Raw genomic sequence first — 15143 nt, forward strand, 5'->3', positions numbered from 1 at the left:
ACCAAAAGAGATTCGCTGTGAAAGTGTTGACTGTTTTCGGCACCAGGCCGGAAGCCATTAAAATGGCGCCGCTGGTACATGCACTGGCCCAGGATGAGGCCTTTGACGCAAGAGTCTGCGTAACGGCACAGCATCGTGAGATGTTGGATCAGGTATTGCGGTTGTTTGAGATTACGCCGGATTACGACCTGAACATCATGAAACCCGGTCAGGGGCTGACGGAAATCACCTGCCGTATCCTGGAAGGGCTGAAAGGGGTGCTGGAAGACTTCAAACCGGACGTGGTGCTGGTGCATGGCGATACCACCACCACGCTGGCGACCAGCCTGGCGGCGTTCTATCAACGCATCCCCGTCGGGCATGTCGAAGCCGGGCTGCGCACCGGCAATCTGTATTCTCCCTGGCCGGAAGAGGCCAACCGCAAACTGACCGGCCATCTGGCGATGTACCATTTTGCGCCAACCGAAAACTCGCGCCAGAATCTGCTGCGCGAGCTGCTGCCGGACAACCGTATTTTCGTGACCGGCAATACGGTGATTGATGCGTTATTCTGGGTGCGCGACCGCGTGATGAGCGATGCCGCGCTGCAGGCTGGCCTGGCGCAGCGTTACCCGTTCCTCGACGCCGACAAGAAACTGATTCTGGTCACCGGCCATCGCCGCGAAAGTTTTGGCGGCGGCTTTGAGCGAATTTGCAGCGCGCTGGCGGAGATTGCCCGCAACCACCCGGAAGTGCAGGTAGTGTATCCGGTGCATCTCAATCCGAACGTCAGTGAGCCGGTGAATCGCATCTTGAAAGGCATCGACAACGTCATGCTGATCGAGCCGCAGGATTATCTGCCGTTTGTCTATTTGATGACTCAGGCCTATATGATCCTGACCGATTCCGGCGGTATTCAGGAAGAGGCGCCATCGTTAGGCAAACCGGTGCTGGTGATGCGCGACACCACCGAACGCCCGGAAGCGATAGATGCGGGCACGGTACGCCTGGTCGGTACCGATGTAGCCAAAATTGTTGAAGCGGTGACCCGGCTGTTGACGGACGAAAGCGAATATCACGCGATGAGTCGGGCGCACAACCCATACGGTGACGGGCATGCCTGCCAGCGTATCCTCGAAGCTTTAAAGAATCATCAGGTGACACTATGAGTTTTGACACTATTTCGGTTATCGGCCTGGGTTATATCGGCTTGCCAACGGCGGCGGCGTTCGCTTCCCGCAAGAAAAAAGTGGTGGGTGTAGATGTTAACCAACATGCAGTAGATACCATTAACCGCGGTGCGATCCACATCGTCGAGCCGGATCTGGACAAAGTGGTCAAGGACGCCGTCGACGGTGGTTTCCTGCAGGCGGTGACCAAACCGCTGGCGGCCGATGCGTTCCTGATCGCGGTGCCTACGCCGTTCAAGGGCGATCACGAGCCGGATCTGGCCTATGTCGAAGCGGCGGCGAAATCGCTGGCGCCGGTGCTGAAAAAGGGCGATCTGGTGATCCTTGAGTCCACCTCGCCGGTGGGTGCCACCGAACAGATGGCGGAATGGCTGGCGCTGGCGCGCAGCGATCTCAGCTTTCCGCAACAAGCGGGCGAAGCGGCGGACGTGAATATCGCCTACTGCCCGGAGCGCGTGCTGCCGGGGCAGGTCATGGTGGAACTGATTCAAAACGACCGCGTGATCGGTGGCATGACGCCGAAGTGCTCGGAACGTGCCAGCGCGCTGTACAAGATTTTCCTCGAGGGCGAATGCGTGATCACCAACTCGCGCACTGCCGAGATGTGCAAGCTGACGGAAAACAGCTTCCGCGACGTGAATATCGCCTTTGCCAACGAATTGTCGTTGATCTGCGCCGAACAGGGGATCAACGTCTGGGAACTGATCCGCCTGGCGAACCGCCATCCGCGGGTGAATATTCTGCAGCCGGGGCCGGGCGTCGGCGGTCACTGCATCGCCGTCGATCCGTGGTTTATCGTGGCGCAGAACCCGCAGCAGGCGCGCCTGATCCACACCGCTCGCCTGGTGAACGACGGTAAACCGCTGTGGGTGGTCGACCGGGTGAAAGCGGCGGTGGCCGATTGCCTGGCCGCCACCGACAAGCGCGCGTCCGAGGTCAAAATTGCCTGCTTCGGCCTGGCCTTCAAGCCGAATATCGACGATCTGCGTGAAAGCCCGGCGGTCGAGGTCGCACATCTGATTGCCGAATGGCACGTCGGCGAAACGCTGGCGGTGGAACCGAACGTCGAACAGCTGCCGAAGTCGCTGGCGGGCCATGTGACGTTGATGCCAATCGCTGAGGCGTTGCAGCAGGCTGATGTGATCGTGATGTTGGTCGATCACCAGCAGTTCAAGGCCATCCGGCCGGAAGATGTAAAACAAACATGGGTAATTGATACCAAAGGAGTATGGCGTTGAAACGTATTTTAGTCACCGGTGGTGCCGGTTTTATTGGCTCCGCAGTCGTGCGGCACATCATCGAGGCCACCGGCGATAGCGTGGTGGTGGTGGATAAGCTGACCTATGCCGGTAACCTCGAGTCTTTGGCGGTGGTGGCTGAGAGCGATCGCTATGCTTTCGAGCAGGTCGACATCTGCGATCGCGCCGAGCTGGATCGGGTATTTGCCCACTATCAGCCGGACGTAGTGATGCACCTGGCGGCGGAAAGCCACGTCGATCGCTCTATCGACGGCCCGGCGGCGTTTATCGAGACCAACGTGGTTGGCACTTACACTATGCTGGAAGCGGCGCGCCACTACTGGCAGCCGCTGGCGGCGGAGAAGAAACTGGCCTTCCGCTTCCATCATATTTCCACCGACGAAGTGTACGGCGACCTGCACGGCACCGACGATCTGTTCACCGAAACCACACCGTATGCGCCGAGCAGCCCCTATTCAGCCTCCAAGGCGTCGAGCGATCATCTGGTGCGCGCCTGGCTGCGCACCTACGGTCTGCCGACCCTCGTGACCAACTGCTCGAACAACTACGGCCCTTATCACTTCCCGGAGAAGCTGATCCCGCTGGTGATCCTGAATGCGGTAGCAGGCAAACCGCTGCCGGTCTACGGCAACGGCGCGCAGGTGCGCGACTGGCTGTATGTCGAGGATCACGCGCGCGCGCTCTATCAGGTCGTGACCGAAGGCGTGGTAGGCGAAACTTACAATATCGGTGGCCATAACGAGCGCAAGAATATCGAAGTGGTGCAGACCATTTGCGATTTGCTGGAAGAACTGGCACCGAACAAGCCGCAGGGCGTGGCGAACTACCGCGATCTGATCACTTACGTGAAGGATCGCCCGGGCCACGATATGCGTTACGCTATCGACGCCGGCAAAATTGATCGTGAGCTGGGCTGGCGGCCGCAGGAAACCTTCGAAAGCGGCATTCGCAAGACGGTAGCCTGGTATTTGACTAATGAAACCTGGTGGCGCCGAGTGCAAGACGGTTCTTATGCCGGCGAGCGTTTGGGGCTATCAGATTAATTTAACGCCGCGTCGCTTTGCGACGGTGCGGCGGGTTTTGGAGTAAGTATGAAAGGTATTATTCTGGCCGGCGGTTCCGGCACGCGTCTGCATCCGATTACTCGTGGTGTGTCCAAGCAACTGCTGCCGATCTACGACAAGCCGATGATCTATTATCCGTTGTCGGTGCTGATGCTGGCGGGGATCCGCGATGTTTTGATTATCTCGACCCCGGAGGACTTGCCTTCCTTCGAGCGTTTGTTGGGTAACGGCGAGCAGTTCGGCGTCAATCTCAGCTACGCTGCGCAGCCTAAGCCGGAAGGTTTGGCGCAGGCGTTTCTGATCGGCGAAGAGTTTATCAACGGTGATTCTTGCTGCCTGGTGTTGGGAGATAACATCTTCTTCGGCCAATCTTTCAGCCCGAAATTAAAAACCGTCGCGGCCCGCGCCGAAGGTGCCACCGTGTTTGGTTATCAGGTGATGGATCCTGAACGCTTTGGTGTCGTGGAATTTGATGACAACTTCCGTGCGCTGTCGATCGAAGAAAAGCCGAAGAAACCGAAATCCGATTGGGCGGTGACCGGCCTGTACTTCTACGATAGCCAGGTGGTGGAGTTTGCTAAGCAGGTGAAGCCTTCCGAGCGCGGCGAGCTGGAAATCACCAGCATCAACCAGATGTATCTGGAGCGCGGTGAACTGACCGTAGAGCTGTTGGGGCGTGGTTTCGCCTGGTTGGACACCGGGACTCACGACAGCCTGCTGGAAGCCAGCAGCTTCGTGCAGACAGTAGAAAAGCGTCAGGGCTTTAAAATCGCCTGCCTGGAAGAGATCGCCTGGCGTAACGGCTGGCTGGATGACAAGGGGCTGAAACGCGCCGCCACCTCATTGGCCAAAACGGGCTACGGCAAGTATTTGTTGGATCTGCTGCATGTGCGTCCACGCCACTATTGAGCCTTTGGCGTGGGAAAGCGAGTTTTTCGCGCTGGACAGCGCGAAACTCAGCTTCTCCTCCTCGGCTCCGGCGCTTGCCGAAGCCGACTTGGCGGCTTATGCCCTGGTGCAGGCCAAAATTCCTGCGCAGCAACTGGCATTGGCGGATGGCCTCGCCGGCTTGGGATTTCGTCTGGTTGAGGGTGAGGTCGATCTGGTCCTGGCTCTTGAGCGTGAACGAGCGGCGGAACTCGGCGACGGAGCCCAGACTTCCCGTCTGGCAACCGAGTCCGATATCCCGGCATTGCGTGCCGCGGCGGCTCAGGCGTTCACCGTCAGCCGCTTTCGCGCACCTTGGTATCAACCTGATGACAGCGGCCGGTTTTATGCTTTGTGGATTGAAAAGGCCGTTTTAGGCACGTTCGATCATCAGTGCCTGTTGGCTCTGGACAACCAGGGGCAACCTGAAGGCTTCGTCAGCCTGCGTGACATTGGCGGCCAGGAAATGCGCATCGGCCTGCTGGCGGCTTTCCCCGGCGTATCCGGTCGGGGCATTGGCACTCGGCTGATGACGGCGGCGATCGCCGAATGTCGGCGTCAAGGTATGCAGCGCCTGCGGGTCGCAACCCAGATAAGCAATATCGCCGCATTACGACTCTATCAACGACAGGGTGCCGTGATTGAAAGCACCGCGTACTGGTTATACAGAGGTAGACATGATTCCATTTAACGCTCCACCGGTTGTTGGCACTGAACTGGAATATATGCAGGCTGCCATGGGCAGCGGCAAGCTATGCGGCGACGGCGGCTTTACCCGTCGCAGCCAGCAGTGGATGGAACAGCGTTTCGGCAGCGCGAAAGTGTTGCTGACGCCTTCCTGCACCGCGTCGTTGGAAATGGCCGCCATCCTGCTGGATATTCAGCCGGGTGACGAAGTGATCATGCCGAGCTTTACCTTTGTTTCCACCGCCAACGCCTTTGTGCTGCGCGGGGCTAAAGTGGTGTTCGTCGACCTGCGTCCGGATACCATGAACATCGACGAAACCAAAATCGAAGCGGCGATCACCGATAAAACCCGCGCGATTGTGCCAGTGCACTATGCCGGCGTTGCCTGCGAGATGGATACCATCATGGCGCTGGCGAAGAAATATAACCTGTTCGTGGTGGAAGACGCCGCGCAGGGCGTGATGTCGACCTACAAAGGTAAGGCATTGGGCACCATCGGTCATATCGGCTGCTTCAGCTTCCATGAAACCAAAAACTATACCGCCGGCGGCGAAGGTGGTGCGACGCTGGTGAACGATCCGGCTCTGGTCGATCGGGCGGAAGTCATCCGCGAGAAAGGCACCAACCGCAGCCAGTTCTTCCGTGGTCAGGTCGACAAATATACCTGGCGCGACATCGGCTCCAGCTATCTGATGTCTGACCTGCAGGCCGCCTACCTGTGGGGCCAGCTGGAAGTGGCGGAACGCATCAACCAGCGCCGCCTGACGCTGTGGCAGAAGTACTACGACAGTTTCCTGCCGTTGGCGAAGGCCGGGCGCATCGAGCTGCCGAGCATACCGGCGGACTGCAAGCACAATGCGCACATGTTCTATATCAAGCTGCGGGATATCGACGATCGCACGGCCTTTATCGACTACCTGAAGGAAGCCGAGATCATGGCGGTGTTCCACTATATCCCGCTGCATGACTGCCCGGCCGGCGAACGTTTTGGTCGCTTTGCCGGCGAAGACCGTTATACCTCGCAGGAAAGCGCGCGCCTGGTGCGCTTGCCGCTGTTCTACAATATGTCCGATGTCAATCAGCGTACGGTAATCAATACCATCCTGAGCTTCTTTGCCTGATATGTCGCTGGCAAAAGCATCGATATGGACTGCCGGCTCCACGCTGATCAAAATCGGCGTGGGGTTGTTGGTGGTGAAGCTGCTGGCGGTGGCGTTTGGCCCCAGCGGGGTGGGGCAGGCGGGTAACTTCCGCCAGTTGATTACCGTGCTGGGCGTGCTGTCCGGCGCGGGTATTTTTAACGGCATCACCAAATACGTGGCGGAGTACCACCAGGATCCGCAGCGTCTGCGTCTGGCGGTAGGCACCGCGTCGAGCATCGTGCTGGGTTTTTCGACCTTGCTGGCGCTGGTGTTTCTGTTCGCCGCCGAACCGATCAGCATCGGGCTGTTCGGGCATGCCGATTACGTCGATGTGGTGCGTGCCGTCGCCTTCATTCAGATGGGCATCGCCTACGCCAACCTGTTCATGGCGGTGCTGAAAGGCTACCGCGACGCGATGGGCAATGCGCTGGCGGTGATCGGCGGCAGCCTGATTGGCGTGGTGGCTTATTACCTGTGCTTCACGCTGGGTGGCTATGAAGGCGCGTTGGCGGGGCTGGCGCTGGTGCCGGCGTTGGTGGTGTTGCCTGCCGGGCTGATGCTGTGGCGGCGCAAAACGCTGCCGCTGCGCTATCTGGCGCCGCGTTGGGACAAACTCGTGGCCGGCAATCTCGGCAAATTCACCCTCATGGCGTTGATCACGTCGGTGACGCTGCCGGTGGCCTACGTGATGATGCGTAACCTGTTGGCCGCCCATTACGGCTGGGATGAGGTGGGGATTTGGCAGGGCGTCAGCAGCATTTCCGATGCCTATCTGCAGTTTATCACCGCTTCGTTTACCGTCTATTTGCTGCCGACGCTGTCGCGGCTGACGGACAAGGGCGCCATCTCACGGGAGATCGTGCGTTCGCTGAAATTCGTGCTGCCGGCGGTAGCGGCGGCGAGCTTTACGGTTTGGGTGCTGCGCGATTTCGCTATTTGGCTGCTGTTCTCGGACAAGTTTGTCGCCATGCGCGATCTGTTTGCCTGGCAGCTGGTGGGCGACGTGCTGAAAGTCGGGGCCTATGTGTTCGGCTATCTGGTGATCGCCAAAGCGTCGCTGCGCTTCTATATCCTGACGGAAGTCAGCCAGTTTCTGCTGCTGACGCTGTTCTCGCACTGGCTGATCCCGCTGCACGGCGCGTTGGGGGCGGCTCAGGCCTATATGGCAACCTACATCGTGTATTTCGCGCTCTGTAGCTGCGTGTTCCTTATTTATCGTAGACGAGTATGACCACACTGATTCACGTTCTGGGATCCGATATCCCGCATCATAACCAGACGGTGCTGCGCTTCTTCAACGACGTGCTGGCGCCGCGTTTGCCGGCTGAGCAGACGCGGCATTTTATGGTGGCGGCCAAGGATGTGGCGGCACTGGGTGATTTCCCCGCCCTGAACATTGAGCCCTACGCAGACAAGAAAAGCCTGGCGGCGGCGGTCATCGCCCGTGCCCAGGCCGATCGCGATACGCGCTTCTTCCTGCACGGCCAGTTCAATCCGGGGCTGTGGTTGGCGCTGCTGAGCGGCAAGATCAAGGCGCGTCAGGTCAGTTGGCATATTTGGGGCGCCGATCTGTATGAAGACGCCACCAGCTGGAAATTCCGGCTGTTCTATCTGCTGCGCCGCATTGCGCAGGGGCGAGTAGGGAACGTGTTTGCTACTCGCGGCGACGTGATTCACTACCAGCAGCGCCATGCGCGGGTGCCGGCCTCGCTGCTGTACTTCCCGACCCGCATGGATCCGGCGCTGACCGACGTTCACGTCGAGAAAAACCTGGCCGGGCCGATGACGGTTCTGGTGGGCAACTCCGGCGATCGCAGCAATCGGCATATCGAAGCGCTGCAGGCGATTCATCAGCAGTTCGGCGCCGACGTGCGCGTGATCCTGCCGATGGGTTATCCGGCCAACAACGATGCCTACATCGAGCAGGTGCGCGCCGCCGGGTTGCCGCTGTTCGGCGAGAAAAACCTGCAGCTGCTCACGCAGCAGGTGGCGTTTGAGGACTACCTCAATATTTTACGCGCCTGCGATCTGGGCTATTTCATTTTCAATCGCCAGCAGGGGATTGGCACCCTGTGCCTGCTGATTCAGTTCGGCGTGCCTTTCGTGCTCAGCCGGCAAAACCCGTTCTGGCAGGATTTGGCGGAACAGCATCTGCCGGTGCTGTTCTACGGCGATTCGCTGGACGAGGCGGTGGTGCGCGAAGCGCAGCGTCAGCTGGCGGCGGTGGATAAACAGGCGATCGCCTTCTTCAATCCGAACTATGTCGACGGCTGGCAGCAAGCCCTGGCGTTGGCGGCGGGAGAGCACTCATGACGTTGGCGCAATTCGGCGGCCTGTTTGTCGTCTATCTGGTCAGCCTGACGTTTATTCTGACGCTGACCTACCAGGAGTTTCGGCGCGTGCGCTTTAACTTCAACGTCTTCTTTTCGCTGCTGTATTTGCTGACGTTCTATTTCGGTTTTCCTTTGACCTGCCTGCTGGTGTTCCAGTTTGACGTCGAGGTGGTGCCGGTGGAGTTTCTGCTGTACGCCCTGCTGTCGGCGACGGCGTTTTACGCCATCTATTACGTCACCTACAAGACCCGGCTGCGCAAGCGCCGCACAGAGTCGCGTACGGCGCTGTTTACCATGAACCGGGTAGAGACTCATATGACCTGGGTGCTGCTGGCATTGGTGGCGATCGGTACCGTTGGGATCTTCTTCATGCAGAACGGCTTCCTGCTGTTCAAGCTCAATTCCTACAGCCAGATTTTCTCCAGCGACGTGTCCGGCGTAGCGCTCAAGCGGTTCTTCTACTTCTTCATTCCGGCGATGCTGGTGGTCTATTTCCTGCGGCAGGATCTGCGCGCCTGGTTCTTGTTCCTGGTGGCGACGGTGGCGTTCGGTATTCTGACCTACGTGATCGTCGGCGGCACCCGCGCCAACATCATCATCGCCTTCGCGCTGTTCCTGTTTATCGGCATCGTGCGCGGCTGGATCACGCTGTGGATGCTGGCGGCGGCGGGCATATTCGGCGTAGTCGGCATGTTCTGGCTGGCGTTGAAGCGCTACAGCCTGGACGTCAGCGGCGCGGAAGCGTTCTATACCTTCCTCTACCTGACCCGCGATACCTTCTCGCCGTGGGAAAACCTGGCGCTGCTGCTGCAAAATTACGACAAGATCGATTTCCAGGGCCTGGCGCCGATCGTGCGTGATTTCTACGTCTTTATTCCAACCTGGCTATGGCCGGGCCGGCCGGACGTGGTGCTGAACTCGGCCAACTATTTCACCTGGGAAGTGCTGAACAATCACTCCGGGCTGGCGATTTCGCCGACGCTGATCGGTTCGCTGGTGGTGATGGGCGGCGCGCTGTTTATCCCGCTCGGCGCGATTCTGGTGGGCATGATCATCAAGTGGTTCGACTGGTTGTATGAGTTGGGCAAAACTGAGCCGAACCGCTATAAGGCGGCCATTCTGCAGGGGTTCTGCTTCGGCGCGGTGTTCAACATCATCGTGTTGGCGCGCGAAGGGGTGGATTCATTCGTGTCGCGCGTGGTGTTCTTCTGCATTATTTTCGGCGCCTGTTTGGTGCTGGCGAAGTTGCTGTATTGGCTGTTCGATACAGCCGGGCTGATCAAGGCCAGAGTGACGCGCACCCGCGCGCTGGCGTCTCCGCCCCGGGCGAACGGTCTTTTGTAAGGGTAATGAGAACGATGGAAGCAAAGATTTCGGTGCCGCAGTATGAGCTGCGCGGTTTCAGCCTGTGGGGCTTTCGCGATATGGCGCACTGCATGGACTTTTTGTTCGACGGCGGCCGGGTAAAACAGGGCACGCTGGTAGCCATGAACGCGGAAAAGATCCTGAAGGCGGAAGAGGACCCGGCGCTGCATGCGTTGCTGGATGAGGCGGAGTACAAGTACGCCGACGGCATCAGCATGGTGCGTTCGATTCGCCGCAAATACCCGGCGGCGGACGTTTCGCGCGTGGCGGGTGCCGATCTGTGGGAAGCCTTGATGCAGCGCGCCGGCCGTGAAGGCACGCCGGTCTTCCTGGTCGGCGGCAAGCCCGAGGTCTTGGCGGAAACCGAGCAAAAGCTGCGCAGCCAGTGGAATGTCAACCTGGTGGGCAGCCAGGACGGCTATTTCAAACCGGATCAGCGAGAGGCGCTGTTCGAGCGTATTCGCGCCAGTGGCGCCGCTATCGTGACGGTGGCGATGGGATCGCCGAAGCAGGAAATTCTGATGCGTGACTGTCGCAAGGTGCATCCGCAGGCGCTGTACATGGGCGTGGGCGGCACCTACGACGTCTTTACCGGCCATGTGAAGCGTGCGCCCAAGGTGTGGCAGAACCTCGGTCTGGAATGGCTCTACCGCCTGCTCAGCCAGCCCAGCCGCATCGGCCGACAGTTGAAGCTGCTGAAGTTTGTCGGCTACTACTACAGCGGCAAGATGTAATCCCTCATCCGGGGCGGAAAGTGCTGTTCCGCTCCGGTCTGCTGTACCAATAATCTGCTTTTGCACGTTTCTCCCGCATATCTATAACCCCCGGCCCTAAACGTCGCTGCATTTATTCCATAAAGTTTTAAATTGCGGTTTGCTTATAGCGGCGAAATGCGAAACGATACCGCCCGGAAATTATCCCTGGCTGCTGAAGCCTGATGCGACAGCGCTGAACGATGTCCCTCTCACGGTAACTTCGCTCCGACTACCCGTTGATGCCAACCCGATCGGCAGGGGATGATTTATTCTTTTAATAATGACAATAACGACCGGCAGCGGCCGGCAGGCAAACACAACCCGAGAAAAATTATTGAGGATTTATGGCACACAAAGAGAAACCGCAAGGGCTACACCGGGGCCTTGAGGCCCGGCATATCGAGCTTATCGCTCTGGGGGGCACCATCGGTGTCGGCCTGTTTATGGGGTCGGCCAGTACGCTGAAGTGGGCGGGGCCGTCGGTGCTGCTGGCTTACATCATCGCCGGGCTGTTCGTATTCTTCATTATGCGTTCGATGGGAGAAATGCTGTTCCTCGAGCCGGTCGCGGGCTCGTTTGCCGTTTACGCGCATAAGTACATGAATCCCTATTTCGGTTACCTGACCGCCTGGGGCTACTGGTTTATGTGGATTGCCGTCGGCATTTCCGAGATCACCGCCATCGGGGTGTATGTGCAGTTCTGGTTCCCGGAAATACCGCAGTGGGTGCCGGCGCTGATCGCCGTGGCGATGGTGGCGCTGGCCAACCTGGCGGCGGTGCGCCTGTATGGGGAGCTGGAGTTCTGGTTCGCCATGATCAAAGTCACCACCATCATCGTGATGATTCTGGTGGGGCTAGGGGTGATCTTCTTCGGCTTCGGCAACGGCGGTGAACCTATCGGTTTCGCCAATTTGACGGCGCACGGCGGTTTCTTTGCCGGCGGCTGGAAAGGCTTCCTGTTTGCGCTGTGCATCGTGGTGGCGTCCTATCAGGGGGTTGAGCTGGTGGGCATCACCGCCGGGGAAGCCAAGAACCCGCAGGTGACGCTGAAACGCGCGATCAACAATATCCTGTGGCGCATCCTGATCTTCTATGTCGGCGCAATCTTCGTCATCGTCACCATCTTCCCGTGGAACGGCATCGGCACCACCGGAAGCCCGTTCGTGCTGACCTTCGCCAAGATCGGTATCGTCGCCGCCGCCGGCATCATCAACTTCGTGGTGTTGACCGCCGCGCTCTCCGGCTGCAACAGCGGCATGTACAGCGGCGGCCGCATGCTGTACGCCCTGGCCAAGAACCGCCAGCTGCCGGCGGCGCTGACCAAGCTTTCCGCCAGCGGCGTGCCGGTGAACTGCATCGCCGTCACCATCGGCTGCCTGTTGGTGGGTTCCGCGCTGAACTACATCATCCCGAATCCGGAGCAGGTGTTCGTCTATGTCTACAGCGCGAGCGTGCTGCCGGGCATGGTGCCGTGGTTCGTGGTGCTGATAAGCCAGCTTTATTTCCGCCGCGCCCATAAGGAAGCGATCAAAAATCACAGCTTTAAGTCGATCATGTTCCCGTATGTGAACTATCTGACCATCGCTTTTCTGATTTGCGTGCTGGTCGGCATGGGAATCAACCCGGATACGCGGATTTCCCTGCTGGTCGGGGCGATTTTCTTAGCCGGCGTCAGCCTGTGCTACTTCGCTTTCGGCATGCACAAGAAACATCATCCGGCTGAAAATCGGGTAGAAACGCGCCAATAAACGGTGAAAAGGGGCTACGGAGTGCGCTTTTGTGCGCGGGAGTGAGCAAAGCGTAATCAAACGCAACATTTCTGCGAAAAAGCACTAGACAGAATTGGCGTAAATCCGTAGTATCCCCTCCCGCAACGGCGCTACGCGCCCGTAGCTCAGCTGGATAGAGCGCTGCCCTCCGGAGGCAGAGGTCTCAGGTTCGAATCCTGTCGGGCGCGCCATTAAGTTTGTGCGCAGGAGCTGCGGTGGTAATATTACCGCGTGAGTAAGAAGAAGTAGTAATGGTGGCTATAGCTCAGTTGGTAGAGCCCTGGATTGTGATTCCAGTTGTCGTGGGTTCGAGTCCCATTAGCCACCCCACTTCCTAACGAAGTGAAGATTTAGCAGTATTTTGTGACAGTGCGAAGGTGGCGGAATTGGTAGACGCGCTAGCTTCAGGTGTTAGTGTTCTTACGGACGTGAGGGTTCAAGTCCCTCTCTTCGCACCACGCAAAATATCTGATAAATATAAGATTTATATGGACAACGGTCTGATAAATCGGGTAGTATGAGCAACACAAATCGGCGAGTAGCGCAGCTTGGTAGCGCAACTGGTTTGGGACCAGTGGGTCGGAGGTTCGAATCCTCTCTCGCCGACCACATTCGAAAAACCTGCTTTTTAAAGCAGGTTTTTTTTCGTCTGTCGTTTATGAGGATGAGCACCTCCGCAGGGGGGTCGAGCCTCGCGAAGCGAGACAACGTTGCTTCAGCAACGGCCCGCAGGGCGCGCATCAAAGATGGGCGTAATCCTCTTTCGCCGACCACTCTCAAAGAAACCGACGCAAGTCGGTTTTTTTACGTCTGTCGTTTATGAAAGCAAGTTCTTCTCAGCATGATGAAGGGAACATCGACAAGCCCGTGCAGCACCGCACGGGCTTTTTGCCTTCCTGGGGGAGCATCTGGTGTCGGCCTGCAAACGTGTTGGTTTTCAGCGACAATACCATCCTGCGCTGTCGTCAGGTTGAGACAAATAATTCATTGATTTTAAAGGGTAAATATAGCTTTGACTTAAGTCGTCGTTTCGAGGCGACAACCTGATAAAGGCCGCCGGCAAGGAACACCAGAGAGTGATTTGTGACGGGAAAGGAAGGGTTAAATAAAAATCCAATAATTTCAATATATTGATGTATATTTTTCTATTTGAGAGCCTAAATTTAAAAGTTGGCACGCCAAATGCTATATCTATTGCGTAGATGCTCATTCCACCTCTTATGTTCGCCTTAGGCCTCATAAACCCTGGGAATGACGCAGAGCCGATTTAGGGTGCCTATCGCCCACGAGAACGATGACTAACCCGTCATCACGCTCAGGGCAGAACGTTGAGTGAGGCACCGCCCCTGTTGTCCTAGACCTGATTGCTTCTTTATACACTTGCCCTGCGGCAAGTGTTTTTTTTGCGTTTCAGAAAGCCATTGGGCAAAAAAAAGCGCGGCATCGGGGCCGCGCTTTTCTCTCTCAGGCAGGGCGTTATTCGCCGCCGTTCTGTTTCAGCGTTAACATCAGTCCCTCACGCCGCATCTGCGCCGCTTCATCCGAACGATGCAGTTTCTCCAGCGTATCGGCCAACCAGGCATAGTCGTAGGCATCCGGGCGCTGTTTCAGCGCTTCACGGAAGGCGTCGGCCGCTTGCTGCCACTCGCCGTGCTTCATCAACAGCTGCCCCAGCGTGCTGTTCAGCAGCGGCGTCGCGCCGTGTTGTTTCATCTGCTGACGCAGCGCTCTTTCCAACTGCTCGGGGTTGCCGGATTTCAGCCGCGGCAGCAACAGCACCAGGCGCTCGTCGTATTGGCGCTTCAGGCTGTCGAGCACAATCTCCTGCGCCAGTTCGTGGTCGTTGCATTCGATAAGGTGTTCCACCATCGCGATTTGCAGCGGCACTTCGTGACGCGTCTTGCGGCTCTGATCTTTCCACCAGCGCTTCAGGCCTTCGCTGCCTTCGTCCGCCATCGCCTGATTCATCAGCCCGATGTACGCCTGTTGCTGCAATGCCTGCAGCTGCTCCTCGCTGTGGAGTTCGATTTTACGCATCGACGGCAGCACTTCCAGCAGCGACGCGTAGGCGCCAGTGCGCAGATAGGCTTGTTCCGCCAGACGCAGCACTTCCGGATGACGCGGTGCCTGGTTCAGCAGGCGATCGACGCCGTGGCGCGCGGCGTGGTTCTCGCCCTGCGCCAGCTGGATACGAACCCGGGTGATGTCCACCGGCAGCTGATCGGTGTCGGCCGCTTCGGCGGCGCGCTCCAGATACTGATTGGTACGGAAGTCGTCGCCGCGTTGCTGTGCGGCCTCGGCGGCCAGCAGGTAGTTCACGACCGGCTGTTCGGCGTGGTCGGCGTTGCGCGTCATCAGCTTCTCGACCTGCTTGTAGTCGCCTTCCGCCAGCTTGATCAGCGCGGCTTTGGTTTGCTGGCGCGCGCGGGTGCGCTTGCGGCCGATAAACCAACCGCGCGTGCGGGCGCCGGTACGGAAGATGCGGCGCAAGATCCACTCGATCGCCAGCAGCACCACGAACAGCAGCACCAGCATAATCACCAGGCCGGTGACGCTGGTTTCAATATTGTAATTGTCGGTCTGGATCAGCACATAGCCCTGATGCCCGGCCAGCATCGGCCCGAGCACCACGCTGGCGATCACCACCAGGAACAGAAATAGCACGCGTAACAT

At 58.3% G+C, this 15143-nt stretch carries 12 protein-coding genes, 4 tRNA genes and 1 other RNA gene; 16 read left to right on the forward strand and 1 reads right to left on the reverse strand.

What is annotated here, in order from left to right:
• Positions 1-17: 17 nt before the first annotated feature.
• From wecB to QOL81_RS19580, 16 genes are all read left to right on the forward strand, one after another.
• Positions 18-1148 carry a non-hydrolyzing UDP-N-acetylglucosamine 2-epimerase gene (wecB, locus tag QOL81_RS19505; protein ID WP_060424231.1) on the forward strand — a complete coding sequence of 377 codons (1131 nt, stop codon included), beginning with the start codon at positions 18-20 and terminating at the stop codon, positions 1146-1148.
• On the forward strand, positions 1145-2407 hold the full coding sequence (gene wecC / locus QOL81_RS19510; protein WP_060424229.1) for a UDP-N-acetyl-D-mannosamine dehydrogenase: 1263 nt from the start codon (positions 1145-1147) through the stop codon (positions 2405-2407). Before wecB ends, wecC begins: the two co-directional genes overlap by 4 nt.
• Complete coding sequence (rffG, locus tag QOL81_RS19515; protein WP_172906339.1) at positions 2398-3471, forward strand: dTDP-glucose 4,6-dehydratase; 1074 nt, start codon at positions 2398-2400, stop codon at positions 3469-3471. The genes wecC and rffG overlap by 10 nt, the downstream gene beginning before the upstream one ends.
• Before the next feature lie 48 nt (positions 3472-3519).
• Positions 3520-4401, forward strand: a complete 882-nt coding sequence (gene rfbA / locus QOL81_RS19520) for a glucose-1-phosphate thymidylyltransferase RfbA (protein ID WP_060424226.1) — start codon at positions 3520-3522, stop codon at positions 4399-4401.
• Positions 4379-5110 carry a dTDP-4-amino-4,6-dideoxy-D-galactose acyltransferase gene (gene rffC / locus QOL81_RS19525; RefSeq protein ID WP_060424224.1) on the forward strand — a complete coding sequence of 244 codons (732 nt, stop codon included), beginning with the start codon at positions 4379-4381 and terminating at the stop codon, positions 5108-5110. Before rfbA ends, rffC begins: the two co-directional genes overlap by 23 nt.
• Complete coding sequence (rffA, locus tag QOL81_RS19530; protein ID WP_060424222.1) at positions 5097-6227, forward strand: dTDP-4-amino-4,6-dideoxygalactose transaminase; 1131 nt, start codon at positions 5097-5099, stop codon at positions 6225-6227. The genes rffC and rffA overlap by 14 nt, the downstream gene beginning before the upstream one ends.
• 1 nt (position 6228) lies before the next feature.
• Positions 6229-7479, forward strand: a complete 1251-nt coding sequence (gene wzxE / locus QOL81_RS19535) for a lipid III flippase WzxE (protein ID WP_049198179.1) — start codon at positions 6229-6231, stop codon at positions 7477-7479.
• Positions 7476-8561, forward strand: coding sequence for a TDP-N-acetylfucosamine:lipid II N-acetylfucosaminyltransferase (locus QOL81_RS19540; RefSeq protein ID WP_070915641.1), 1086 nt, complete (start codon positions 7476-7478; stop codon positions 8559-8561). Before wzxE ends, QOL81_RS19540 begins: the two co-directional genes overlap by 4 nt.
• Entirely contained in the window at positions 8558-9925 is a 1368-nt protein-coding gene (gene wzyE, locus QOL81_RS19545; RefSeq protein WP_070915643.1) for an ECA oligosaccharide polymerase, read from the forward strand. The genes QOL81_RS19540 and wzyE overlap by 4 nt, the downstream gene beginning before the upstream one ends.
• Before the next feature lie 14 nt (positions 9926-9939).
• On the forward strand, positions 9940-10680 hold the full coding sequence (gene wecG, locus QOL81_RS19550; RefSeq protein WP_060424217.1) for a lipopolysaccharide N-acetylmannosaminouronosyltransferase: 741 nt from the start codon (positions 9940-9942) through the stop codon (positions 10678-10680).
• Between the two features lie 365 nt (positions 10681-11045).
• Positions 11046-12449: a bifunctional threonine/serine APC transporter ThrP gene (gene thrP / locus QOL81_RS19555; RefSeq protein ID WP_038874078.1), complete on the forward strand. Its 1404-nt coding sequence runs from the start codon at positions 11046-11048 to the stop codon at positions 12447-12449.
• Between the two features lie 135 nt (positions 12450-12584).
• Positions 12585-12661: transfer RNA gene (locus QOL81_RS19560), tRNA-Arg, on the forward strand.
• Between the two features lie 63 nt (positions 12662-12724).
• Positions 12725-12800, forward strand: a tRNA-His gene (locus QOL81_RS19565).
• Positions 12801-12841: 41 nt separating this feature from the next.
• A tRNA-Leu gene (locus tag QOL81_RS19570) sits at positions 12842-12928 on the forward strand.
• A 74-nt stretch (positions 12929-13002) separates the two neighbouring features.
• Positions 13003-13079 (forward strand) — tRNA-Pro (locus tag QOL81_RS19575).
• Positions 13080-13113: 34 nt separating this feature from the next.
• Positions 13114-13243, forward strand: a non-coding RNA gene (locus tag QOL81_RS19580) — RtT sRNA.
• A gap of 703 nt (positions 13244-13946) precedes the next feature.
• On the opposite strand, the gene hemY is transcribed toward QOL81_RS19580, so the two are convergent.
• The gene (gene hemY / locus QOL81_RS19585; protein WP_019452550.1) at positions 13947-15143 is read right to left on the reverse strand and encodes a protoheme IX biogenesis protein HemY; all 1197 of its coding nucleotides are present in this window, start codon (positions 15141-15143) and stop codon (positions 13947-13949) included.

Source organism: Serratia sp. CC22-02 (assembly GCF_900182895.1).
GTDB classification, from domain to species: Bacteria; Pseudomonadota; Gammaproteobacteria; order Enterobacterales; family Enterobacteriaceae; genus Serratia; species Serratia nevei.

Excerpts from the sequence above, each read along its gene's own strand:
- wecC (WP_060424229.1), top strand. The coding sequence starts at position 1,145 with ATGAGTTTTGACACTATTTCGGTTATCGGCCTGGGTTATATCGGCTTG.
- rffG (WP_172906339.1), top strand. The coding sequence starts at position 2,398 with ATGGCGTTGAAACGTATTTTAGTCACCGGTGGTGCCGGTTTTATTGGC.
- rfbA (WP_060424226.1), top strand. The coding sequence starts at position 3,520 with ATGAAAGGTATTATTCTGGCCGGCGGTTCCGGCACGCGTCTGCATCCG.
- rffC (WP_060424224.1), top strand. The coding sequence starts at position 4,379 with ATGTGCGTCCACGCCACTATTGAGCCTTTGGCGTGGGAAAGCGAGTTT.
- rffA (WP_060424222.1), top strand. The coding sequence starts at position 5,097 with ATGATTCCATTTAACGCTCCACCGGTTGTTGGCACTGAACTGGAATAT.
- wzxE (WP_049198179.1), top strand. The coding sequence starts at position 6,229 with ATGTCGCTGGCAAAAGCATCGATATGGACTGCCGGCTCCACGCTGATC.
- QOL81_RS19540 (WP_070915641.1), top strand. The coding sequence starts at position 7,476 with ATGACCACACTGATTCACGTTCTGGGATCCGATATCCCGCATCATAAC.
- wzyE (WP_070915643.1), top strand. The coding sequence starts at position 8,558 with ATGACGTTGGCGCAATTCGGCGGCCTGTTTGTCGTCTATCTGGTCAGC.
- wecG (WP_060424217.1), top strand. The coding sequence starts at position 9,940 with ATGGAAGCAAAGATTTCGGTGCCGCAGTATGAGCTGCGCGGTTTCAGC.
- thrP (WP_038874078.1), top strand. The coding sequence starts at position 11,046 with ATGGCACACAAAGAGAAACCGCAAGGGCTACACCGGGGCCTTGAGGCC.
- hemY (WP_019452550.1), bottom strand. The coding sequence starts at position 15,143 with ATGTTACGCGTGCTATTTCTGTTCCTGGTGGTGATCGCCAGCGTGGTG.